This is a genomic window from Pseudoduganella danionis (genome assembly GCF_009720775.1).
In the GTDB taxonomy this organism is placed as follows: Bacteria; Pseudomonadota; Gammaproteobacteria; order Burkholderiales; family Burkholderiaceae_D; genus Rugamonas; species Rugamonas danionis.
This window is the reverse complement of record NZ_WNKW01000002.1, coordinates 192500-216023: the sequence shown is the minus strand read 5'-3', so window position 1 is coordinate 216023 and position 23524 is coordinate 192500. Positions and strand designations below refer to the sequence as shown.

Below are 23524 nucleotides of genomic sequence, written 5' to 3'. Positions count from 1 at the left end.
GGAGGCAACGATGGAGACCCAAGTAACGCTGGAGTTACGGCAGATCGGCAAACATCTCGCACTATGCCTTCCCCGCGAGCTCGCCCTGATACATCAGCTGACTGCAGGGCAGTCACTCACCGTTACGATTCCTAGCCAACAAGCCAACACAGCAGCGCCTGTTAGCAGTGTCGGGACACTAGAGCAGATGCTGGCTTTATTTGATCCGGATAAATTCGGTGGAGAGTTTCACCCCAGCTCCAACATTGGAAGCGAAATCATAAAATGAAACGCCCGCCTGCATGGGTACCTGATCGGCGCGACATCATCTGGATAGATTTTAATCCGCATGTCGGTGCGGAAATGAAAGATCTCCATCCCTTGCTTGTGCTGACTCCCCGGAATTTTTGCAATGCAACCAGTCTGGTCATAGGGCTGCCCATGACGACGGCAACCTTTAACGAACACAATCCCTTCGCCATTAAAGTTATCTGGGAAAATGGACTGATAAGTTATGTGCTTGCCGCCCAGCCCAAGTCCTTTGATTGGCGACGCCGCCGGGCCACGCCACATCCGCTAAGACAAGTACCCGCCGAGGCCTATCGACGCGCCTGTCTGACACTCAATCGCATCATCGAGATTTGCTGACACCACGCGAGCTGCAGCGTAATTGCCCGCATCCGGTTCAAAAGATTTCAGACAAAAAAATGGCGCCGCAGCGCCATTTTCTTGCTGTGTTACCGATCAGGCCTGTGCCAGCATGGTTTCGGCGTTCGACACTTCGAACTTGCCGCCCTGCTCCACGTTGAGCTGGGTAACCACGCCATCGACTACCAGCATCGAGTAGCGCTGCGAGCGGGTGCCCATGCCGAACTTGCTGAAGTCGGCGTCCAGGCCCAGCGCTTTCGAATAGGCGGCATTACCGTCAGCCATCATACGGACGATGCCGGTGGCTTTCTGATCGCGGCCCCAGGCGCCCATGACGAAGGCGTCGTTGACGGAAATGCACCAGATTTCATCCACGCCCTTGGCTTTCAGCGCATCAGCGTGCTGTACATAGCCGGGCACGTGCTGGGCCGAGCAGGTCGGGGTATAAGCGCCTGGCAGGCCGAAGATAGCGATCTTCTTGCCCTTCACCAGATCTTTCACCTGGAAAGTATTCGGGCCCAGCGAGCAACCTTCGGTTTCCGTCTCGATGAATTCGGACAGGGTGCCTTCTGGCAGGGTGTCACCGATCTTGATGGTCATAATAATCTCCGCAATGAATGTAAACAAAAAAGCCGCGCTCTAGCGCGGCCTAAACCGGCATAGAACGCGCAGTATGCCTGAAGCCTGCGGTTCTTGCCGGACGCGGATAAATTTTAGTCAGCTTGCTTGCGCAGGAAGGCTGGAATGTCGTACTGCTCCATACCATTTTTCTCCAGCGCAGCCACTTGCTCGGCGGCCGAATCACGACGCCATACGGCTGGTGCTTTCATGCCGCGCATGGCGGCATTGGCACCGCCGTCGATGCTGCTGCCCACACCCATCGAAACGGTAGTAGCGGCGGCACCGCCCATGGCTGCCGATGGCACCATAGGAGCGTTGTGGGTACCGGTACGCAGCATCTGCTGTGGCACCAGTTGTACATGTTTCTTGGCTTTGCCCAGACCGGTAGCAACCACGGTCACGCGGATATCGTCGCCCATGCTGTCGTCGTAAGCGATACCCTGTGCAATCGAAGCATCCGGTGCAGCGAAGGCGCGTACGGCAGCCATGACTTCCTTGATTTCCTTACCCTTCAGGCCACGGCTGGCGGTCACGTTGACCAGCACGCCACGGGCGCCCGACAGATCGACGCCGTCCAGCAGTGGCGAAGCCACAGCCTGTTCGGCAGCGATGCGTGCACGGTCGATACCGGAAGCGGTAGCGGTGCCCATCATGGCTTTGCCCTGCTCGCCCATGATGGTCTTCACGTCGTTGAAGTCGACGTTGATGTGGCCCGGCACGTTGATGATCTCGGCGATACCGGCGACAGCGTTGTTCAGCACGTCGTCGGCGTGTTGCAGCCATTCGATCAGCGATTCGTCTTCGTAGATCTCTTCCAGCTTCTCGTTCAGGATCACGATCAGCGAGTCGACATTGGCCGACAGTTGTTCCAGACCTTCGTCAGCGATGTCCATGCACTTCTGGCCTTCGTGCGAGAACGGCTTGGAGACGACCGCCACGGTCAGCGCGCCCAGCGATTTGGCCACTTCGGCCACGATAGGTGCAGCGCCGGTGCCGGTGCCGCCGCCCATGCCGGCAGCGATGAACACCATGTGCGCACCGCGCAGCGAGTCTTCAATGCGCTGACGCGATTCTTCCGCCAACTGGCGGCCGACGTCAGGCTTCATGCCAGCACCCAGACCAGTCTCGCCGATCTGGATGATGTTGTCCGCCTTGGAAGTCGACAGTGCCTGGGCATCGGTATTGGCGGCGATGAACTCCACGCCGGACATACCCTTGTTAATCATGTGTTGAACTGCATTGCCACCTGCGCCGCCGACTCCGACGACCTTGATGACGGTGCCCAAAGCTGCGTTATCGACCATATCAAACTCCATGATGTGCTCCTATCAGAATGCGGTTTTCAAGCGCCAGGCCTCATATTAGTAGGAGAACTGGAGATTGAAAACTGCGGTTTTTATATAAAAAAGGTTGTGTGTGTTTTGTGCTGCAAATACTGCAAAAAAAATACGTCAGAAATTACCCAGGAACCATTCCTTCATGCGCTGCCAGACTGCTTTAACCGAACCATCCTGACGCGTGACGATATGCCCGCGCAGATACTGCTTTTTCGCTTCCATCAACAGGCCCAGCACAGTCGCGTAGCGCGGGCTGCGCACCACGTCGGCCAGTTGGCCACGGTAGTCCGGCGTGCCCAGACGTGCCGGTTTGAGGAAAATATCTTCTGCCATTTCCACCATGCCCGGCATGATGGAGCTGCCGCCCGTCAGCACGATGCCCGAGGACAGCACGCCTTCGTAGCCCGATTCGCGCACCAGCGTGTGGACCATGGCGAACAGCTCTTCCACGCGCGGCTCGATCACGGCGGCCAGCGCCTGACGCGACAGCGTACGCGGCGAGCGGTCACCGAGGCCCGGCACTTCCAGCGTCTCGCCCGGATCGGCCAGCACCTGCTTGCCCACGCCGTAGCGGATCTTGATCTCTTCCGCTTCAGCGGTCGGCGTACGCAGCGCCATGGCGATGTCGCTGGTGATCTGGTCGCCGGCGATCGGCAGCACCGCCGTATGGCGGATTGCGCCATCGGAGAACACGGCCACGTCGGTGGTACCGCCACCGATATCGATCAGCACCACGCCCAGTTCTTTTTCATCGGCCGTCAGCACGGCATCGGCCGAAGCCATAGGCTGCAGGATCAGGTCGGACACTTCCAGACCGCAGCGGCGCACGCACTTGACGATGTTCTGCACGGCCGACACGGCGCCGGTGACGATGTGCACTTTGACTTCCAGACGGATGCCGCTCATGCCGATAGGCTCGCGCACATCTTCCTGATTGTCGACGATGAATTCCTGCGGCACCGTATGCAGCAGCTGCTGGTCGGTCGAGATGTTGACGGCTTTGGCCGTTTCGATCACGCGCGCCACGTCGGTGGCCGTGACTTCCTTATCCTTGATGGCCACCATGCCGCTCGAATTGAAGCTGCGGATATGGCTGCCCGCGATGCCGGCATATACGTTGCGGATCTTGCAGTCGGCCATCAGCTCGGCCTCTTCCAGCGCGCGCTGGATCGATTCCACCGTTGCTTCGATGTTGACCACCACGCCTTTTTTCAGGCCCCGCGATTCATGCTGACCCAGCCCGATCACTTCGTGGCGCCCGTCGGCCATTACTTCGGCCACCACGGCCACCACTTTCGAGGTGCCGATATCGAGGCCGACGATCAGGTTTTTCGCGTCTTTAGTCATGTCTTTTAACCTACTCTCTTACCCGCTGATGCTGCTATGTTTTGTGGTTAGTCTTAACAACGTTTGTTCTGTGCTGCGTGTTCTGTACTGCCTAGCGTACTACCGTCACCGGCTTGGGTTTCACACCTTCGGCCGGTATCTTGAGGCCTTTGGCGCTGAGCGCCAGTCCGTTCTGATAACGCATATCGATGGTCTCGATGTTCTGCAGATGCGTTATCAGTTGCGGATAAATGCCCGTCAGCCGGTCTACCCTTTCCTTCAGCGTGGTGCTGCTCTGTTCCCGTCCCAGCGCCACGCTCATGCCGTTATTCAGCCGCACTGTCCACGCATACCGGCTCGATAACGACAGCGCTTCCGGTACCAGCTTGAGCGGCGCGAACCATTTGCGCAACTCGCTATAACGCGACAGTACTTCCTTCTCGCTGCCTTCCGGTCCTTCGAACTCTGGCAGCACATGATCCTCTTCCGCTTCGGCCAGATTGGCGGTGAAGATATCGCCCTTCACCGACAGCAGCCGCCCATCTTCGCCCCACGTACCCAGCGCTTCATGCTCTTCCAGCGCCACGATCAGCTGGTTGGGCCATTCGCGCCGGATGGTGGCCCGGCGTACCCACGGCACCGACTCGAAGGCCTGACGCACTGCATCGAGATCGGTGGTGAAAAAATTCCCCTTGATCTTGCCCAGCACGTTGTTACGCAAGGTCAGGTTATTCACATGCCTTAACTCGTCCTCGCCCATCGTTTCAACCCGGATGGTGCGCAGATTGAACATCGGCCGCTGCGACACCCACCACACTCCGGAGGCTATGCATGCCAACAGCGTCAGCACGAACAGCGTGCTCGAAGTTGCATTCAATGCCTTGACGTCTTGCCACATCCTGCTACTTAACCCTTCATCTTCAAACGTGCGCTAGCCAGAATCTCGACACACAGATCTTCATAGCTGATACCCAGCGCGCGCGCCGCCATCGGCACCAGCGAGTGCCCCGTCATGCCGGGCGAAGTATTCACCTCCAGCAGATAAGGCTTCTGGTCACGCTCGCGCAGCAGCACGTCGACCCGTCCCCAGCCTTCGCAACCAAGCGCACGGTAGGCTTCCACCGCGATGCGCTGCATTTCGGCCGTCAGTTCGGCCGGCAGTTGCGCCGGGCAGAAGTACTGGGTGTCGTCGCTGAAGTACTTGTTCTGGTAATCGTAATTGCCTTGCGGTGCAACGATTTCCACTACCGGCAGCGCACGCGCTGCTGCACCGGCGCCCAGCACGGCCACGGTGAACTCGCGCCCCGTGATGAATTCTTCCGCCAGCACGGCATCGTCCAGCGCTGCCGCCACATCGTAGGCAGCTTTCAGTGCGCCCGCTTCGCTGACCTTGGTGATGCCGATGGTCGAACCTTCATGCGGCGGTTTGAAGATCAGCGGCAAGCCCAGATCGGCGCACACGCCAGCCAGATCGGACTGCGCGTTCAGTACCGCATAGCGCGGGGTTGGCAGGCCGGCCGCCAGCCAGACGATCTTGGTGGTGATCTTGTCCATGCCGACCGCGCTGGCCATCACGCCGCTGCCCGTGTACGGAATGCCCAGCAGTTCCAGCGCGCCCTGCAGGCTGCCGTCTTCGCCGTAGCGGCCGTGCAGCGCGATGAACACGCGGTCGAATTTTTCCGCGGCCAGTTCGGCCAGCGAGCGCTCGCCCGTATCGAACAGGTGAGCGTCGATACCTTTGCTCTGCAGCGCCTTGGCCACGCCCGTGCCGGACATGATGGACACTTCGCGTTCGGCGGAACGGCCGCCGAACAGCACGCCCACCTTGCCGTATGCTTTAGCCTCAGTTGCAATTGCTTGATTCACGTTCAGACCTTAGGATAGTTAGTCAGTTTGGCTGGGACGCCGCTGATCGAGCCTGCGCCCATGGTGAGTACGACGTCGCCGTCGCGCACCACGCCCATGATGGTTTCCGGCAAATCGCCGATCGCCTCAACAAAAATCGGTTCGGTTTTACCGCGCGCGCGCAGCGCATGCGCCAGCGAGCGGCCATCGGCAGCCACAATCGGGGCTTCACCGGCGGCATACACTTCGGCCAGCACCAGCACATCGGCATGGCCCAGCACTTTGACGAAATCTTCAAACAGGTCGCGCGTACGGGTGTAGCGGTGCGGCTGGAACGCCAGCACCAGACGGCGGCCCGGGAAAGCAGCGCGGGCAGCGGCCAGCGTGACTTCCGTTTCCACCGGATGGTGGCCAAAATCGTCCACCAGCGCGAAGCTGCCACCAGCAGGAATGGCGATGTTGCCATAGCGGGTGAAGCGGCGGCCTACACCGGCAAAACCGGCCAGACCGGCTTGCGTGTGCTGGTCTTCGATACCGATTTCGCGCGCAATTGCCACCGCCGAGCAGGCATTCTGCACATTGTGCAGGCCGGGCTGGTTCAGCACCACGTCCAGATCGGGATAGCCTTCCTGAATCACGGTGAAGTGCATTTCCACGCCCACCGCGCGCGCGTTCACGGCGCGCACTTCGGCTTCTTCATGGAAGCCATAGGTGGTCACCGGCTTGGTCACGTGCGGGATGATGGCGCGCACATGCGGATCGTCGATGCACAGCATGGCGCGGCCGTAGAACGGCAGACGATGGGTGAACTGCACGAAAGCCTGCTTGAGCTTCTCGAAATCGTGCTCGTAGGTTTCCATGTGATCGGCGTCGATATTGGTGATCACTTCTATCATCGGCGACAGATTCAGGAACGAGGCATCCGATTCGTCGGCTTCGGCTACCAGATAGTCGCCCGTGCCCAGTTTGGCGTTGGCACCGGCCGCCGTCAGACGGCCACCGATGACGAAGGTAGGATCGAGCCCGCCCTGTGCCAGCACGGAAGCCACCAGACTGGTGGTGGTGGTTTTGCCGTGGGTGCCAGCGATGGCGATGCCGCGCTTGAGGCGCATCAGTTCGCCCAGCATGACGGCGCGTGGCACGATAGGAATCTTGCGGCTACGTGCAGCCACCACTTCCGGATTGTCCTGCTGCACAGCGGTCGAAGTGACTACTGCATCGGCTGCGCCGATGTTCTCGGCCGCATGGCCCTGATGCACGGTGGCGCCCATATCGGCCAGACGCTGGGTTACAGCATTGCTGCCCAGATCAGAGCCGGATACCGTGTAGCCCAGCGTGAGCAGCACTTCGGCGATGCCGCTCATGCCGCTGCCGCCGATGCCGACGAAGTGTATATTTTGTACTTTATGCTTCATGTCAGTTGTTCCAATACCTGAGCGATCGCGTCATTCGCATCGCGTTTGCCTGCGCCCAGTGCGGCCGTTGCCATTTCCAGGCAGGCGCTGCGGGTAAGGGATTCCAGCAGCGCAGCCATGCTGCGGGCGCTCAATTCTGTCTGCGGCAGATGGATGGCTGCCTTCTGTGCCGCCATCCACTGCGCGTTGTCACGCTGATGGCTGGTGGTCGATGCCACCAGCGGCACCAACACGCTGGCCACACCGGCCGCCGTCAGTTCCGACACGGTGATGGCACCGGCGCGGCAGATTACCAGATCGGCCACGCTGTAGGCGCCCGCCATATCGTCGATGAAGTCCACCACATTGGCGCTCACGCCAGCCTGCGCATAAGCAGCGCGCAACGCATCGATATTTTTCTTGCCCGACTGGTGAGTGACCTGCGGACGCTGAGCTTCGGGGATCAGCGCCAGCGCAGCCGGCAGGCTATCGTTGAGCGCCTTGGCGCCCAGACTGCCGCCTACCACGAGGATGCGCAGCGGACCCACACGGCCAGCAAAGCGCTGCACAGGCAGCGCCATTTCCAGGATTTCCTTGCGCACCGGATTGCCACTCACGACAGCTTTGCTGGCGGCATTGCCGAAGTTGGCAGGGAAGCCGAAGCACACGCGCTGGGCAAACGGCACCAGCGTCTTGTTCGACAGCAGCAGGGCCGCATCGGCGTTCACCAGCACCAGCGGCACACCGCGCAGGCGCGCCATCAGGCCACCCGGCACCGTCACATAGCCGCCCATGCCCAGCACCACGTCCGGCTTACGCTGGCCGATAAAGCGGAAGCAGTCGGCAAACGCCTGCACCATCTTGAAGGCGCCGCCCAGCGTATGCTGCCAGCCTTTGCCGCGCATACCGGTAAAGTTAATGCTGTCCATGGCCACGCCCTGCTTGGGCACCAGTTCCTGCTCCATGCCAGCCTGCGTACCGAGCCAGCTCACTTCCCAGCCGCGCGCGCGCATCGTGTGCGCAATCGCCAGCCCGGGGAAAATATGACCGCCCGTACCGGCCGCCATAATCATCAATCGTTTCATAATCTGCCACCTCGCATCAGAACCCGGTTCTCGTAATCGATCCGGAGCAGGATCGCGAGTCCGACGCAATTAATTACAACACCCGTGCCGCCATAGCTCATCAGCGGCAGGGTCAGCCCCTTGGTCGGCAGAAGACCAAGGTTCACACCCATGTTAATAAAGGTCTGCACACCGATCCAGATGCCTATGCCCTTGGCCGTCAGGCCGGCAAAAGTCTGGTCGATGGCGATGGCCTGACGGCCGATATCGAAGGCGCGTTTGATCAGCCAGTAGAACATGGCGATCACCACCAGCACGCCCACTAGTCCCAGCTCTTCGCCGATCACGGCCAGCAGGAAGTCGGTATGGGCTTCCGGCAGGTAGTGCAGTTTTTCCACGCTGCCGCCCAGCCCTACGCCAAACAGTTCGCCGCGACCGAACGCGATCAGCGAGTGGGTCAACTGGTAAGCCTTGTTGAGCGCATTGTCTTCTTCCCACGGATTGAGGTAGGCGAAATAACGCTCGCGACGGAATTTGGACAGCGCGATGATGGAGGCAAAGATCAGCGCCAGCAACGCACCGATACCGCCGAACCAGATCACGTTGATCCCGCCCAGGAACAGGATGCCCATGGCGATGCAGACGATCACGCCGAAGGCGCCAAGGTCAGGCTCCAGCAGCAGCAGGCCGCCGACGAAGGCCACCGCAGCAGCCATGGGCAGGAAGCCCTTGGTCAGCTTGTGCATGTATTCCTGCTTGCGCACCGTGTAGTCGGCCGCGTACAGCACGATCACCACTTTCATCAGCTCGGACGGCTGCACATTGAACACTTTCAGCGACAGCCAGCGGCGGCCACCGTTCACCACCACGCCGAGGCCGGGAATCAGCACGGCCACCAGCAGCACCAGCGTGCCGATGAACAGATACGGCGCAGCCTTCTGCAGATCGGCGATGCGGATGCGGAACACGAACAGCGCGGCCACCAGCGATACGGCCACGAACATGGCCTGACGCTGCAGGAAGTAGGTATTCTGCCAGCGCACATAGTTGGCGAATTTCGGCGAGTCGGGCAGCGAGATGGAAGCCGAATACACCATCACCATACCGAGCAGCATCAGCAGCAGCGTGACCCACACCAGCGGCTGATCGTACTCCATCATTTTCGACAGCCGTGCGCGGCTGTCCATCGACGGCGTCGATTTCTCAGCAAAGCGGAACGGCATCTGGAAGGCCATTAGAGCTCCTGTCCGGCGTCGAGGGCGATATCGCGCACGGTGTCGATAAACACCTGAGCACGATGCGCGTAGTTCTTGAACATGTCCATGCTGGCGCAAGCAGGCGATAGCAGCACGGCGTCGCCACTATGTGCCAGTGCGGCAGCGCGCTTGACGGCGGCCGGCAGATCGGTGCCGCAGTCTTCCAGCAGCACGCCGCTATCCTGCAGGGCAGCGCGCAGCTGCGGCGCATCGCGGCCGATCAGCAGCACGGCGCGCACATAGCGGCTGACAGGATCGGCCAGCGGCGCGAAGTCCTGGCCCTTGCCATCGCCGCCCATGATGACCACCAGACGCTGCTCGGCACCGGCGAAGGCTTTGCCCAGACCGATCAGTGCGGCCACGGTGGCGCCCACATTGGTGCCTTTGCTGTCGTCGTAGTATTCAACATCGTGTATCGAGGACACCAGTTCGACGCGGTGCGGCTGGCCGCGATATTCGCGCAGACCATGCAGCAGCGGTGCCAGCGGCAGATCGATGGCGCGGCACAGGGCCAGCGCAGCCAGCGCATTGGCGGCATTGTGCACGCCGCGAATCTGCAGCGCATCGGCCGGCATCAGATTCTTCACCATGCATTCCACTGGCGGTGGCAGCGGATCATTCTTGCGGCGTTTCTTCGGTTCGCCCTCTTCTTCCATCGGCACGGCGCTAGCCAGCCACAGTACGCCGCGTTCCGTATTCAGGCCCAGATCATCGCGCAGCACAGGAGCATCCGTACCGAAGGTAACGTTCTGGCCGGTAGCGCTGGCCATACGCATCACGGTGGCATCGTCGCGGTTCAGCACGCGCACGGTGTCGGCTGCAAAGATGCGGTGTTTGGCGGCCGCGTAGGAAGCCATGTCGCCGTGCCAGTCCAGATGGTCTTGCGTGACGTTCAGCACGGTGGCTGCATCGGCTTCCAGCGTGTAGGTAGTCTGCAACTGGAAGCTGGACAGTTCCAGCACCCACACTTCGGGCAGCGTGCCGCTGTCGCTGACCTGACGCAGCACGTCGAGCGCGGCAGGGCTGATGTTGCCAGCCACGCGCACGGTCTTGCCGGCGCGTTCGCACAGCTGGCCCACCAGCGTGGTGACCGTGGTTTTGCCATTGGTGCCCGTAATGGCGATGACTTTCGGTGCATAGCCCTGCTGCGCTTTGAGCGCTTCCAGCGCCTGCGCGAACAGTTCGATCTCGCCCCACACAGGGATATTTGCGGCAGCAGCGGCCGGCGCAATCTGGGCCAGTTCGCGGCCTGGCGCCAGGCCAGGGCTGACGGTGACAAAGTCCACGCTCTGCAGCAGATCGGCCGTGAACGGGCCGCCGACAAATTCCGCATCCGGCACGGACAGGCGCAGCGCCGGCAGGCGCTCGGGCGACTCGCGCGTATCGGCCACGCGCACGCGTGCGCCACTGCGGGCCAGCCACAGTGCCATAGCTAGACCGGACTCACCGAGTCCGAGTACCAGTGCGTTTTTGCCGTCGTAGATCATTAGCGCAGTTTCAGAGTCGACAAACCTATCAGTACCAGCATCATCGTGATAATCCAGAAGCGCACGACAACCTGGGTCTCTTTCCAGCCTTTTTGTTCGAAGTGGTGGTGCAGCGGTGCCATCAGAAACACGCGACGGCCTACGCCAAAACGCTTCTTGGTGTATTTGAACCAGCCCACCTGAATAATCACGGACACGGTTTCGGCCACGAAGATGCCGCCCATGATGAACAGTACGATTTCCTGACGCACGATCACGGCGATGGTGCCCAGCGCACCGCCCAGTGCCAGCGCACCCACGTCGCCCATGAACACTTGCGCAGGATGGGTGTTAAACCACAGGAAGGCCAGACCCGCACCGGCCAGTGCGCCGCAGAAGATAATCAGCTCACCTGCGCCCGGAATGTGCGGGATCAACAGGTATTTCGAATACGTGGCGCTACCGGTCAAGTAGGCGAACAGGCCCAGTGCGGCACCGACCATAATGGTCGGCATGATGGCCAGACCATCCAGACCGTCGGTGAAGTTCACCGCATTGCTGGTGCCGACGATCACGCAGTAGGTCAGCGCGATAAAGCCCCACACACCCAGCGGATAGCTGATCGATTTGAAGAACGGCACGATCAGGTCGGCCTTGGGCGGCAGATCCATCGAGAAGCCCGACTGCACCCAGGCGTAGAACAGTTCGAAAACTTTCGAGGCATTCGGGGCCGACACGGAGAACGCCAGATACAGTGCGGCGGCGATGCCGACCAGCGACTGCCAGAAGTATTTTTCGGCTGAGCGCATGCCCTCAGGGTCCTGACGCACCACCTTGCGGTAGTCATCTACCCAGCCCACCGCGCCGAAGCCCAGCGTCACCACCAGCACTGGCCAGATCAGACGGTTGGACAGGTCGCACCACAGCAGCGTGGAGACGCCGATGGCGATCAGCACCAGCACGCCCCCCATGGTCGGGGTGCCGTGTTTTTTCAGGTGGGTCTGCGGACCATCGGTACGCACGGCCTGGCCGTATTTCATCGCCGTCAGCTTGCGGATCACGGCCGGACCGGCGCACAGGCCGATCAGCAGCGCCGTCGCCGTGGCAAACACGGCGCGGAAGGTAATGAAGTTGAAGACCCGGAGTGGCCCGAGGTCCTGCTGGAAGTATTGCGCGAGCCAGAGCAGCATGATTAGTGTGTTTCCTTGTTAGCTTGTTGCGATCCAATCAAATGCTGCACGACCCGCTCCATTTTCATGAAACGGGAGCCCTTGATTAATACGGTTGCCTGTGGCGTGACGGCGGCATCGACTGCCGCAATCAGATCGCCGAACTGATCGAAATGACGCACTACCCCGCCATGCATGTGGCGGGCCAGTTCGCCCGTTACCAGCACCTGTTCGATGCCTTTCATTTGCGCGTAAGCGCTAATCTCTTCGTGGAACTCGCGACCGAGGCTGCCCACTTCGCCCATATCGCCGAGCACCAGCACGCGCGGCGCAGCGGCCTTGGCCAGCACTTCGATGGCGGCGCGCACGGAATCCGGATTGGCGTTATAGGTATCGTCGATCACCAGCGCGCCATTGCTGGCGCTCTTGCGCTGCAGACGGCCGCTGACTGGCGCGAAAGTATCGAGACCCAGTTTGATCTGTTCCAGCGCGATGCCGGCGGCATAAGTGCAGGCCACGGCAGCCAGCGCATTGAGCACGTTGTGCACGCCCGCTGCCTGCAGATTGACGAAGAACTGCTGCGCTTCGCCCTCGCCTTCCTGCACGGTGATGAACATCTCGCTGCCGAAATCATTGGCGCGGAAGCTGCAGCGCACTTCGGCGCCCTTGTCCAGACCGAAACGCAGCACACGGCGGCTGCCAGCCAGTTGCTGCCAGATAGGCGAATACTGGTCACCGAACGGGAACACGGCCACACCGTCGGCGGGCAGGCTGGCCAGCACGGCGCCATTTTCGTGCGCCACGGCTTCGACCGTGTGCATGAATTCCTGATGTTCGCGCTGGGCGTTATTGACCATGGCGATGGTCGGTGCTGCAATCGCGCTCAGACGGGCGATTTCGCCCGGGTGGTTCATGCCCAGTTCCACCACGGCGGACTGCTGTTTGGCTTCCATGCGGAATAGCGTGAGCGGTACGCCGATTTCGTTATTCAGATTGCCGCGCGTGGCCAGACGGCCTTCTTCGCCATGGGCTGCTGCCAGCACAGAGGCGATCATTTCCTTGACGGTGGTCTTGCCATTGCTGCCGGTGACCGCGATGACAGGCATGGCAAACTGGCTGCGCCAGTAGTTGGCGATCTGGCCCAGTGCGACCAGCGTATCGGGCACCACCAGCGCTGGCAGCGTCCAGCCTTCCGGCAGCTCTTCTACCACCACAGCCGCCGCGCCCTTCTCGGCCACTTGTACCAGGAACTGGTGTGCGTCGAAGACTTCACCACGCAGCGCCACAAACAGCGAACCGGCAGCCACACTGCGGCTGTCGGTCGAAACACCGTTGAACGCGACTTCGCCGCCAGTGCTATTCACCAACTGCGCGCCCGTCAGCGCAGGCAGAATCTGTGCGAGTACAGCGCGCATTAATTCGGCCTCATCATGGTTAAACGTGCCGACAGCGCCAGTTGGGCGTGGTCAGCGTCGGAGAATGGCAGTTTCTTGCCCTTGATTTCCTGATACGGCTCGTGGCCTTTACCGGCCAGCAGTATCACATCCGTCTTGGCCGCATGCTTGATGGCCGACAGAATGGCGGCCGCGCGGTCAGCCTGCTGTTGCACGCTCGATGCAGGATTGGCCAGATCCATACCGGCCACGATCTGGGCGATGATGGACTGCGGGTCTTCGCTGCGCGGATTGTCGCTGGTGACCAGTACATGGTCGGCAATCTGGGCGATCTTGCCCATCTGCGGTCGCTTGCCCGGATCGCGGTCGCCGCCGCAGCCGAACACACACCATAGCTGACCGGCGCGGTCGCTGGCTACGCTGCGCAGCGCGAGCAGGGTTTTTTCCAGCGCATCGGGCGTATGGGCGTAATCGATCACGATCAGCGGCGCATCCTGGCCACCCACCTGCTGCATGCGGCCCGGTGCTGGCTGCAGTGCTTCCACGGCTTCGATGGCAGCGCGCAGACCCAGACCTTTGGCCAGCAACGCCCCCATCACACCGAGTGCATTGCTGATGTTGAAGTGGCCCACCAGATGGGTCTTGATCATGGCAGCGCCCAGTGCGCATTCCAGATGGAATTCGGTACCGCCGCTACGGCCCGAGCGCAACTGGCTGGCGCGCAGCATCAGCACGCCGTCGATAGCAGGCTGGCTGGCAGCATCTTGCAGGGTGTAGCCGATCAGCGGAATTGCGCCGGCCAGCGGGGCCTTGGCCTTCAGGCTATTCATCAGGCGCACACCGGCAGCATCGTCCAGATTGATGACGGCGGTTTTCAGGCCGGGCCAGTCGAACAGGCGTGCCTTGGCAGCCTCGTAGGCTTCCATCGTGCCGTGGTAATCGAGGTGGTCGCGCGTGAGGTTGGTGAACAGCGCCACGTCGAAGTGCATACCGGCCACACGGCTCTGCTCGAGCGCATGCGAGGACACTTCGATGGCCAGTGCGCCAGCACCCTGCTCGCGCAACTGCGCCAGCGTGCGGCCCAGCAGCACGGCGTCCGGCGTGGTGTAGCCGGTGGCTTCAAATTCCACTTCGCCACGGGCGCGGAACATGCCCACGCCCAGCGTACCGACGACGGCAGTCAGCTCGCCAGCGCGCGACAGCGCCTGACCGAGCCAGACGGCGCTGGAAGTCTTGCCGTTAGTGCCCGTCACACCGACCGTGAACATGGCCGCATCGGGTTGTTCGTAATAGGCGTGCACAATCGCGCCGGCCTGCTGTTTCAGCTGTTCTACCGTGATATACGGGACTTTCCAGTTGGCGTTCCAGTTGAAGCCTGCTGGGTCTAGCACGATCAGGGCGGCACCCTGTTCGATCGCGCCTTCGATGAAGTTGCGGCCATCAGCGGCATCGCCGCTGGCTGCTGCAAAAGCAAAGAACACGTCGCCCAGCTTGATGCGGCGCGAATCCGACGCGAGCTGCGCACCGGGCGCCAGCTTGCGGATGGTCGCGGCGATGGCTTGTACGTCGGCCATGGGGGCGAAGTTAAAGGTCGTCACATTTTCTCCTGTGCTGCATTATCAGGAATGATGATATGGGTGAGGGTCGAATCCGGCGTCACATTCTTGGCACGCAAGGCGTTGGCGGCCAGCGCCGAAAATACCGGGCCGGCCACGTCGCCGCCGACGTGAACCGGACCACCCGGTTCGTCGATCATCACGGCGATAATGAAACGCGGATTCGTCATCGGCGCCATGCCGACGAAGTTACCGATGTATTTGGTCTGCGAGTAGCGGCCGTTGACCACCTTCTGGGCGGTACCGGTTTTGCCGCCGACACGGTAGCCAGGCACCTGCGCCTTGACGGCCGAGCCGCCAGGCTGGGTGACCATTTCCAGCATTTCGCGCATCTGTGCGGCAGTCTTTGCACTGATCACCTGCGTGCCGTGCGGCGCTTCATGCACCTTCTGGAACGACAGCGGAATGATGTCGCCATCACGCGCGAAGATCATGTAGGCACGTGCCAGCTGGATCAGCGATACCGAGATACCCTGACCGAAACTCATATTGGCCTGTTCCACCGGACGCCACGATTTATACGGACGTACGCGGCCTGCCACAGCACCGGGGAAGCCCCACTTGGGCTGCTGGCCGAAACCGACCTTGGTAAACATTTCCCACATATCCTGCGAAGGCATGCCGAGTGCGATTTTCGACGTACCGATATTCGAGGACTTCTGGATAATCGTCTGCACATCGATCACGAAGTGCGGGTGGGTATCGTGGATCACGTGGTCGGCAATCACCATCGAGCCGTTGCCGGTATCGAACATGGTGTGCGGCGTGATGCGTTTTTCATCCAGCGCCAGACCCACGGTGAACGGCTTCAGCGACGAGCCGGGCTCGAAGGTATCGGTCATCACGCGGTTACGCAACTGTTCGCCCGTCAGCTTGGAGCGGTCGTTCGGGTTATAGGTTGGCCAGTTGGCCAGCGCCAGCACTTCGCCCGTGTGCACGTCGAGCACCACGGCCGCACCGGCCTTGGCATGGAATTTTTCCACCGCGTCTTTCACCTGGGTGAAAGCGATGTACTGGATCTTGCTGTCGATCGACAGGGTCAGGTCCTTGCCGTCATGCGGTTCGCGCACCGACTGGATATCTTCCACGATGCGACCCAGACGGTCCTTGATCACGCGGCGGCTGCCCGGCTGGCCCACCAGATTCTTCTGCTGCGCCAGTTCCATCGATTCCTGACCGATGTCTTCCACATTGGTGAAGCCCACCACGTGGGTGGTCACTTCGCCCTGCGGGTAGTAGCGCTTGTATTCTTTACGGGTCTGTATGCCTTCCAGACCGAGTTTGGCGATCTGCTCGGCCACTTCCGGTTCGACCTGACGTTTCAGGTAGACGAAACTGCGGTCCGAATCGAGTTTTTTCTGCAGTTCGAAGTCGCTAATTTCGAGCAGACGTGCCAGTTCTTTGAGCTTGGCCTTGGGTGCATTCTGCAGATCGTCCGGAATCGCCCAGATAGCTTTCACGGGCAGCGAGGACGCCAGCACCTGACCGTCACGGTCAGTGATCTTGCCGCGCGTGGCGGGCAGATCGATGGTGCGGGCATAGCGGATTTCGCCCTGCTTTTGCAGGAACTGGGTGGACAGGCCTTGCAGCCACAGCGCACGGCCAGCCAGTGCAGCGAAAGCGGCAAACAGTACGAACAGCACCACGCGCGAACGCCATACGGGCAGACGCACTGCCAGTACGGGGCTCTTGGAGAATGGCACGCCTTTAGCGGCGGCCACGCGGGACGAGTTCAGACTGCTGCCGCGGCTCATTTCGATCCTTCCGGCGTCAGGTACTGCGTGCGGGCGGCCGTTAGCGGCGTCATATTCATTTCGCGGCGGGCGATTTCTTCGATACGCGCGTGCTTGCCCAGCGTCGACTGATCGAGCTGCAACTGGGCCCATTCGATATCGAGCTGGCGTGCCTGCGACTGGCTGCGTTCCAGTTCGATGAACAGGTGGCGTGCCTGATACTGGGCGTTCACCAGCGACAGCGCGCAGCCCACCAGCAGCGCCGTCAGGAACAGATTAATCTTGCCGCTCATGCCGCCCCCTTGGCTGCCACTGGCAGACGGCGTGCGACGCGCATCACGGCGGAGCGGGCGCGCGGATTCTCGTCCACTTCGGCGTCGGACGGTTTGATCTTGGCCAGCAGCTTGAGTTCCGGCTGCGGCAAGTCGACGGCGCGGATCGGCAGACGGCGATCAGGCTGCTCGACATTGGCCTTGGCGGCGAGGAAGCGCTTGACCATGCGGTCTTCCAGCGAGTGGAAGCTGATGATGGCCATGATGCCGCCCGGTGCCAGACTGGCCCAGGCCTGATTCAGCCCGGTCTCGAGGTCTTCAAGCTCTTTATTGATGAAAATCCGGATAGCTTGAAAAGTACGGGTGGCCGGATCCTTGCCCTTTTCCCGAGTCTTGACCGCGCCTGCCACGATGCCGGCAAGCTGTCGTGTGCTTGAAATTGGCTCGACTGCCCGGCGAGCAACAATCGCCTTTGCAATCTGAAAAGCAAACCGTTCTTCCCCATATTCTCTGATCACCTTTTCCAGTGTCTGTTCGGATTCTGTGGCAAGCCACTCGGCCGCCGACAGGCCACGCGTGGTATCCATGCGCATGTCGAGCGGACCATCATTGCGGAAACTGAAACCGCGTGAAGCATCATCCACCTGAGGCGAGGAGATGCCGAGATCGAGCAAAATGCCATCCACGGCCTGAACGCCGCGTTCGACCAGCGCGTCATGCATGGTGGCGAAGCTATCGTGCACAATGGTGAAGCGGCTGTCCTGCACCTGCTCCGCCGTGGCGATAGCCTGCAAATCCTTGTCGAAAGCGATCAAGCGGGCATTCGCGCCGAGGCGCGACAGGATCAGGCGCGAATGGCCGCCACGGCCAAACGTGCCGTCCACATACACGCCTTCGGCGCGTGCGCCAGCCAATTCGAGTGCGTCAACCGCTTCGTTAAGCAGCACCGTACGATGCTGAAATTCCGGCACCGATGTCATCGTCATCCCAGTGCCTTAGAAAGAGAAATTTGCCAGTACATCCGGGGTGCCAGCTTCCAGAGCTTGCTGCTCTTTCTCGGCCATCTTGGCGGCATCCCAGATTTCGAAATGAGAACCCATACCCATCATCATCACTTCACGGTCGATGCCGACAGCAGCGCGCAGCTCCGGCGAAACCAGGATGCGGCCGGCCGTGTCGAGTTCGACGTCGGTGGCATAACCAAGGAAGATGCGCTGCCATGCACGGGCCTGCATAGGCCAGGCGGCAATTTGCTGACGGTGCTGTTCCCACACGGGACGGGGGAACAACATGACGCAGCCATCGGGGTGACGGGTGAGCGTGAGGCGGCCTTCGCACTGGATCGCAAGCGCGTCACGATACTTGGCAGGGATAGCCATCCTGCCTTTCGCATCGAGATTGATTGCAGACGCACCTTGAAACACGGAATACCTCACTTGGGTTAGCGGCGCATGGTCAGTGTGCTATTTCGCTTCCATCTCCCCCGCCGCTAAGTCGGGTGAAATTTCCCACAAAATGACACTTTTCCACACATGTGCCCACTTTAGAGGATGGCTGATCCGTGGTCAAGCGGTTTCAGGCAATCGAAACACCGATTTTAGTAATGAAATTAAGGACTTAGCGCAATTCGTTGAAGCCGGATAGAAATAAAATAATCAGCCAAATTAAGTACTTATGCCGGACAGTGAAAGTGCTACTTCACGTATGCACATGGGTTTCTGGCGAATTTGCTATGCTGAATTAATTGCACATAGTTGCATCGCGACAACATGGCAGTGCCAAATCGGCAACACTGAGGCGGGAGGATAAAAGCTTTAGGCGGGGATTAGCGGGGAGATCAGGACATGTAATGATACCGCAGTTCCACCAATGCACGCGGACTAGCTATGAATTAACGGGCTGATGCGCGTCTATATCTCTACGGAGATGATCGCATATTCCCATAGCATGGATTGCCTTTTTAATAATATCGACGTCTGCTTGCCAACAGCGAACAAATTCAGCGTCCGCACCTTGAACATTGAACTAGTGAAAAGGGGAGTATTTTTATCAACCACATATTGCGGCTAAAAATATTTGATCCACGCATCTACACGGCACATTAAGGCGACCTAGATACCACCCTGATCGTCGGCATCATGTGGAGCGGGTGCAGAAACTGGCGAGTGATATGGATTTCAATCCACGCGCCCTCGCGGAGCGCGACATCCACCATCCTCTCCCCCCATCGCCGCCATAGAGTTTCAATCCATGCGCCCTCGCGGGGCGCGCTCCACGTTGCCGGCAGCGCAGCCAGCACAGGCGCAGTTTCAATCCACGCGCCCGTGTGGGGCGCGACACAAGATGGTCGACATTAGCTCGCGTAACCTGGCGTTTCAATCCGCGCGCCCGTGCGGGGCGCGACTGCCGGATCGCCGGTTCTTCACCGAGATTGACCTGTTTCAATCCACGCGCCCGTGCGGGGCGCGACATCTGAATAGCCGGGTGTTCTGCCTTCAGGGTGCGGTTTCAATCCACGCGCCCGTGCGGGGCGCGACGCCACCCGATAAATCTTGGTAGGCTGATCGTCAAGGTTTCAATCCACGCGCCCGTGCGGGGCGCGACCGGCGCCGGCCTGAGTGGAGGAGCGGCAACCGCAGTTTCAATCCACGCGCCCGTGCGGGGCGCGACTGCACATGATAGCGCCAGTTCGCAATCGACTTGCTGTTTCAATCCACGCGCCCGTGCGGGGCGCGACTTTGCCTGACCGCTGGGGGCGTCGGGCTTACACGGTTTCAATCCACGCGCCCGTGCGGGGCGCGACGCGCACTGACGAGCAGAAATGCAACGAACTCATGGCGTTTCAATCCACGCGCCCGTGCGGGGCGCGACGAATGCCTCAAGCGCTACCGCTGGAACATAAGCCAGTTTCAATCCACGCGCCCGTGCGGGGCGCGACTTGTTCAATGGCGCGATTATGTCGTCACGACTATGTTTCAATCCACGCGCCCGTGCGGGGCGCGACGCTACCCTGACAGCTACAATGATGTAGCTGCAATGGTTTCAATCCACGCGCCCGTGCGGGGCGCGACCAGGCGATGGATGAAAAATCCGACGCCACTGAAATGTTTCAATCCACGCGCCCGTGCGGGGCGCGACGTGTCATCAGCTGATACATCTGCGGCTCCAGCGCTAGTTTCAATCCACGCGCCCGTGCGGGGCGCGACTTTCCACATAGTTATCATCAGGATCCTTATAGAGGTTTCAATCCACGCGCCCGTGCGGGGCGCGACGCCAGCGGTGCAGCAGGATGCGGCGCGATATCGTGTTTCAATCCACGCGCCCGTGCGGGGCGCGACTTTTTATTCCGGTATTCCAACGACGAACCAACTAGAGTTTCAATCCACGCGCCCGTGCGGGGCGCGACGGTTGTCGGGTCGGTCGATTTTGCTTTGGTGCCATGTTTCAATCCACGCGCCCGTGCGGGGCGCGACCCCGCATCAAGCATTTTGTTTTGCCAATTCCGCAGTTTCAATCCACGCGCCCGTGCGGGGCGCGACGGCATCTACATAGGCCTGATCGTAGCCCTTTGCGTGTTTCAATCCACGCGCCCGTGCGGGGCGCGACGCGTTTAAAAAGACCGTAACTCCTAAGCGTAGCGGTTTCAATCCACGCGCCCGTGCGGGGCGCGACGAGCGACCCATTAGACTTGATAGAACCCGATGGAGTTTCAATCCACGCGCCCGTGCGGGGCGCGACGCTGCTGCGTCTTGGGGTCCATTGGATCGCTGAAGTTTCAATCCACGCGCCCGTGCGGGGCGCGACACCACACGTTTAACCCGTTCTCGCGCAATCGCGGAGTTTCAATCCACGCGCCCGTGCGGGGCGCGACGCCCGCATGTGGTCATACTGAACGATGTGGCGTGGTTTCAATCCACGCGCCCGTGCGGGGCGCGACTAATCATGCTGCAGCACCTACCGTGCGGCTGCAGTGTTTCAATCCACGCGCCCGTGCGGGGCGCGACGCTCATGGGCTACACACATAAGGCCAAATGCATCAGTTTCAATCCACGCGCCCGTGCGGGGCGCGACTACCTTTGCCACCTCCCGCTGCTCGATGCGCTCGGTTTCAATCCACGCGCCCGTGCGGGGCGCGACGCTGCCGGGTGTCGGCTACGACTCGGCGCATATGTTTCAATCCACGCGCCCGTGCGGGGCGCGACTGGACAGATTTTAGCGGGATCCACTTCCGACATGTTTCAATCCACGCGCCCGTGCGGGGCGCGACATCGCTTGGCGGCATCGGGACCTCATTGCTTTGGGTGTTTCAATCCACGCGCCCGTGCGGGGCGCGACGGTCAGGTAATCAGTACCAGCGGAACCTTGATTATGTTTCAATCCACGCGCCCGTGCGGGGCGCGACCAGAACATCTCGGCCAGCGGCGTGCAGATGCCGATCGGTTTCAATCCACGCGCCCGTGCGGGGCGCGACGTGAATGGAGAGACGCAACGCCTGAAAGCCGAGTTGGTTTCAATCCACGCGCCCGTGCGGGGCGCGACCGGCTCGATTGGCCATCGCCACGGCCTCACGCAGTTTCAATCCACGCGCCCGTGCGGGGCGCGACTAGGATGCGCAGGGCAGTATTTCGCGCTGCACAGGTTTCAATCCACGCGCCCGTGCGGGGCGCGACAGCCAGCCATGCCTGCAGACGTGGGCGGGGTGGATCAGGTTTCAATCCACGCGCCCGTGCGGGGCGCGACTCCGCAGGCGTGGCTGGCTGGGCGGCGAGGGCGGTTTCAATCCACGCGCCCGTGCGGGGCGCGACTACCCCAGCGGGCACCTGAAAATTGTCGCTGTATGAGTTTCAATCCACGCGCCCGTGCGGGGCGCGACTCACGCGCCACGAGGCTATCACCAGACTGGCAAAGTTTCAATCCACGCGCCCGTGCGGGGCGCGACCTTACCGGCCAGCTGTTATTGCTGATGATGATTGTTTCAATCCACGCGCCCGTGCGGGGCGCGACACTGGAAACCGCTAAAAATGACGATCCACCAGGGTTTCAATCCACGCGCCCGTGCGGGGCGCGACGGACCGTGATCTATACGCCAAAAAGCGGGCACAGGTTTCAATCCACGCGCCCGTGCGGGGCGCGACCTGCGACGATCAACCTTTTCAGCGGCTGGAAGATGTTTCAATCCACGCGCCCGTGCGGGGCGCGACTCGCCTACTTCATTGACGAAGTGCGCCGCCTCAAGGTTTCAATCCACGCGCCCGTGCGGGGCGCGACAGCCATCCCACATGCACTAGCGTGGCGTTTGATAGGTTTCAATCCACGCGCCCGTGCGGGGCGCGACGTTCTGATGCGCTGGAGGTAATCACGTGGGCGACGCTGTTTCAATCCACGCGCCCGTGCGGGGCGCGACTTGGGCGGCTCATAACTTCGGACAGTTCGATGCAGTTTCAATCCACGCGCCCGTGCGGGGCGCGACCGCGTCCGATTTGAAAAGGATTCCATAGATTTTGTTTCAATCCACGCGCCCGTGCGGGGCGCGACATGGAGACGCCGCCACCTTTGACGCCATCAATGACTTTTGTTTCAATCCACGCGCCCGTGCGGGGCGCGACTTTGACGGGACGCGACTGCAATCAGGCGTAGAAGGTTTCAATCCACGCGCCCGTGCGGGGCGCGACGGGCATTCGTCTAGCGGGTTTGGCCGCCCGCAGAAGTTTCAATCCACGCGCCCGTGCGGGGCGCGACGGACGTGCACCGTAAGTTCCATGAGCTTTACGAGGTTTCAATCCACGCGCCCGTGCGGGGCGCGACGAGCACTACCCGGCGCGATATTGAAGTTATGCGAGTTTCAATCCACGCGCCCGTGCGGGGCGCGACCCGCGCGGTCGAAGAAGCCCGTACCGACGCCGAGTTTCAATCCACGCGCCCGTGCGGGGCGCGACCGAGTTGGCCGCAAACCCATCGGAGACTACGAAGGTTTCAATCCACGCGCCCGTGCGGGGCGCGACGCTCGTCCAAGTTCCACATCGATCCCTACACGTGCGGTTTCAATCCACGCGCCCGTGCGGGGCGCGACGTTCCGAGGCATATCGGATTCACGTGGAATCGAAGGGTTTCAATCCACGCGCCCGTGCGGGGCGCGACCAGGTAAACAGATCGGTCCGACGGTCACGTTATCGGGTTTCAATCCACGCGCCCGTGCGGGGCGCGACCGACATAACACAATGTGGTCAGGCTATTCATATCGGTTTCAATCCACGCGCCCGTGCGGGGCGCGACGTCAAACGAGAACCCATGCACAGGCGTAAAGAAGTTTCAATCCACGCGCCCGTGCGGGGCGCGACCCGATGGACCTTCGGGCACCTCGTCAGGTAGCAAGTTTCAATCCACGCGCCCGTGCGGGGCGCGAC

General features: G+C 61.0%; 18 protein-coding genes and 1 CRISPR repeat array (1 of these 19 only partly in view). Of the genes, 2 read left to right on the top strand and 16 right to left on the bottom strand.

The window, feature by feature from the left end; all coding sequences use genetic code 11:
- Nucleotides 1-10: 10 nt before the first annotated feature.
- Nucleotides 11-268, top strand: coding sequence for an AbrB/MazE/SpoVT family DNA-binding domain-containing protein (locus GM655_RS09160; RefSeq protein WP_155434374.1), 258 nt, complete (start codon nt 11-13; stop codon nt 266-268).
- The gene (locus tag GM655_RS09155; RefSeq protein ID WP_155434373.1) at nt 265-627 is read left to right on the top strand and encodes a type II toxin-antitoxin system PemK/MazF family toxin; all 363 of its coding nucleotides are present in this window, start codon (nt 265-267) and stop codon (nt 625-627) included. The genes GM655_RS09160 and GM655_RS09155 overlap by 4 nt, the downstream gene beginning before the upstream one ends.
- 96 nt (nt 628-723) lie before the next feature.
- Here GM655_RS09155 and GM655_RS09150 read toward each other — a convergent pair whose 3' ends face one another.
- The 16 genes from GM655_RS09150 to mraZ form a co-directional block, all read right to left on the bottom strand.
- Nucleotides 724-1227 (bottom strand): peroxiredoxin, encoded by a 504-nt coding sequence (locus GM655_RS09150; RefSeq protein WP_155434372.1) that lies wholly within the window; start codon nt 1225-1227, stop codon nt 724-726.
- Nucleotides 1228-1340: 113 nt separating this feature from the next.
- Nucleotides 1341-2564 carry a cell division protein FtsZ gene (ftsZ, locus tag GM655_RS09145; protein ID WP_155434371.1) on the bottom strand — a complete coding sequence of 408 codons (1224 nt, stop codon included), beginning with the start codon at nt 2562-2564 and terminating at the stop codon, nt 1341-1343.
- A gap of 135 nt (nt 2565-2699) precedes the next feature.
- Entirely contained in the window at nt 2700-3932 is a 1233-nt protein-coding gene (ftsA, locus tag GM655_RS09140) for a cell division protein FtsA (RefSeq protein ID WP_155434370.1), read from the bottom strand.
- 91 nt (nt 3933-4023) lie between these two features.
- The gene (locus GM655_RS09135) at nt 4024-4809 is read right to left on the bottom strand and encodes a cell division protein FtsQ/DivIB (RefSeq protein ID WP_155434369.1); all 786 of its coding nucleotides are present in this window, start codon (nt 4807-4809) and stop codon (nt 4024-4026) included.
- Nucleotides 4810-4817: 8 nt separating this feature from the next.
- Entirely contained in the window at nt 4818-5777 is a 960-nt protein-coding gene (locus GM655_RS09130) for a D-alanine--D-alanine ligase (RefSeq protein ID WP_371866759.1), read from the bottom strand.
- A gap of 2 nt (nt 5778-5779) precedes the next feature.
- Nucleotides 5780-7171: a UDP-N-acetylmuramate--L-alanine ligase gene (murC, locus tag GM655_RS09125; RefSeq protein WP_155434367.1), complete on the bottom strand. Its 1392-nt coding sequence runs from the start codon at nt 7169-7171 to the stop codon at nt 5780-5782.
- Nucleotides 7168-8235 (bottom strand): undecaprenyldiphospho-muramoylpentapeptide beta-N-acetylglucosaminyltransferase, encoded by a 1068-nt coding sequence (murG, locus tag GM655_RS09120; protein ID WP_229632483.1) that lies wholly within the window; start codon nt 8233-8235, stop codon nt 7168-7170. Before murG ends, murC begins: the two co-directional genes overlap by 4 nt.
- Nucleotides 8232-9449 (bottom strand): putative lipid II flippase FtsW, encoded by a 1218-nt coding sequence (ftsW, locus tag GM655_RS09115; RefSeq protein WP_155434366.1) that lies wholly within the window; start codon nt 9447-9449, stop codon nt 8232-8234. Before ftsW ends, murG begins: the two co-directional genes overlap by 4 nt.
- A complete protein-coding gene (gene murD, locus GM655_RS09110; protein ID WP_155434365.1) occupies nt 9449-10957 on the bottom strand; it encodes a UDP-N-acetylmuramoyl-L-alanine--D-glutamate ligase in 1509 nt (502 codons plus the stop codon). Before murD ends, ftsW begins: the two co-directional genes overlap by 1 nt.
- Nucleotides 10957-12126: a phospho-N-acetylmuramoyl-pentapeptide-transferase gene (mraY, locus tag GM655_RS09105; protein ID WP_155434364.1), complete on the bottom strand. Its 1170-nt coding sequence runs from the start codon at nt 12124-12126 to the stop codon at nt 10957-10959. The genes murD and mraY overlap by 1 nt, the downstream gene beginning before the upstream one ends.
- Nucleotides 12127-12128: 2 nt before the next feature.
- Nucleotides 12129-13520, bottom strand: a complete 1392-nt coding sequence (locus tag GM655_RS09100; protein WP_155434363.1) for a UDP-N-acetylmuramoyl-tripeptide--D-alanyl-D-alanine ligase — start codon at nt 13518-13520, stop codon at nt 12129-12131.
- Entirely contained in the window at nt 13520-15073 is a 1554-nt protein-coding gene (locus tag GM655_RS09095; RefSeq protein ID WP_155434801.1) for a UDP-N-acetylmuramoyl-L-alanyl-D-glutamate--2,6-diaminopimelate ligase, read from the bottom strand. The genes GM655_RS09100 and GM655_RS09095 overlap by 1 nt, the downstream gene beginning before the upstream one ends.
- 20 nt (nt 15074-15093) lie before the next feature.
- Nucleotides 15094-16869: a peptidoglycan D,D-transpeptidase FtsI family protein gene (locus tag GM655_RS09090; RefSeq protein ID WP_155434362.1), complete on the bottom strand. Its 1776-nt coding sequence runs from the start codon at nt 16867-16869 to the stop codon at nt 15094-15096.
- The gene (gene ftsL, locus GM655_RS09085; protein WP_155434361.1) at nt 16866-17141 is read right to left on the bottom strand and encodes a cell division protein FtsL; all 276 of its coding nucleotides are present in this window, start codon (nt 17139-17141) and stop codon (nt 16866-16868) included. The genes GM655_RS09090 and ftsL overlap by 4 nt, the downstream gene beginning before the upstream one ends.
- Nucleotides 17138-18106: a 16S rRNA (cytosine(1402)-N(4))-methyltransferase RsmH gene (gene rsmH, locus GM655_RS09080; RefSeq protein WP_155434360.1), complete on the bottom strand. Its 969-nt coding sequence runs from the start codon at nt 18104-18106 to the stop codon at nt 17138-17140. Before rsmH ends, ftsL begins: the two co-directional genes overlap by 4 nt.
- Before the next feature lie 9 nt (nt 18107-18115).
- Nucleotides 18116-18544, bottom strand: coding sequence for a division/cell wall cluster transcriptional repressor MraZ (gene mraZ / locus GM655_RS09075; protein ID WP_161036408.1), 429 nt, complete (start codon nt 18542-18544; stop codon nt 18116-18118).
- A gap of 750 nt (nt 18545-19294) precedes the next feature.
- A CRISPR array of direct repeats spans nt 19295-23524; the repeat unit is 32 nt; unit sequence GTTTCAATCCACGCGCCCGTGCGGGGCGCGAC (it continues 2061 nt past the right edge of the window).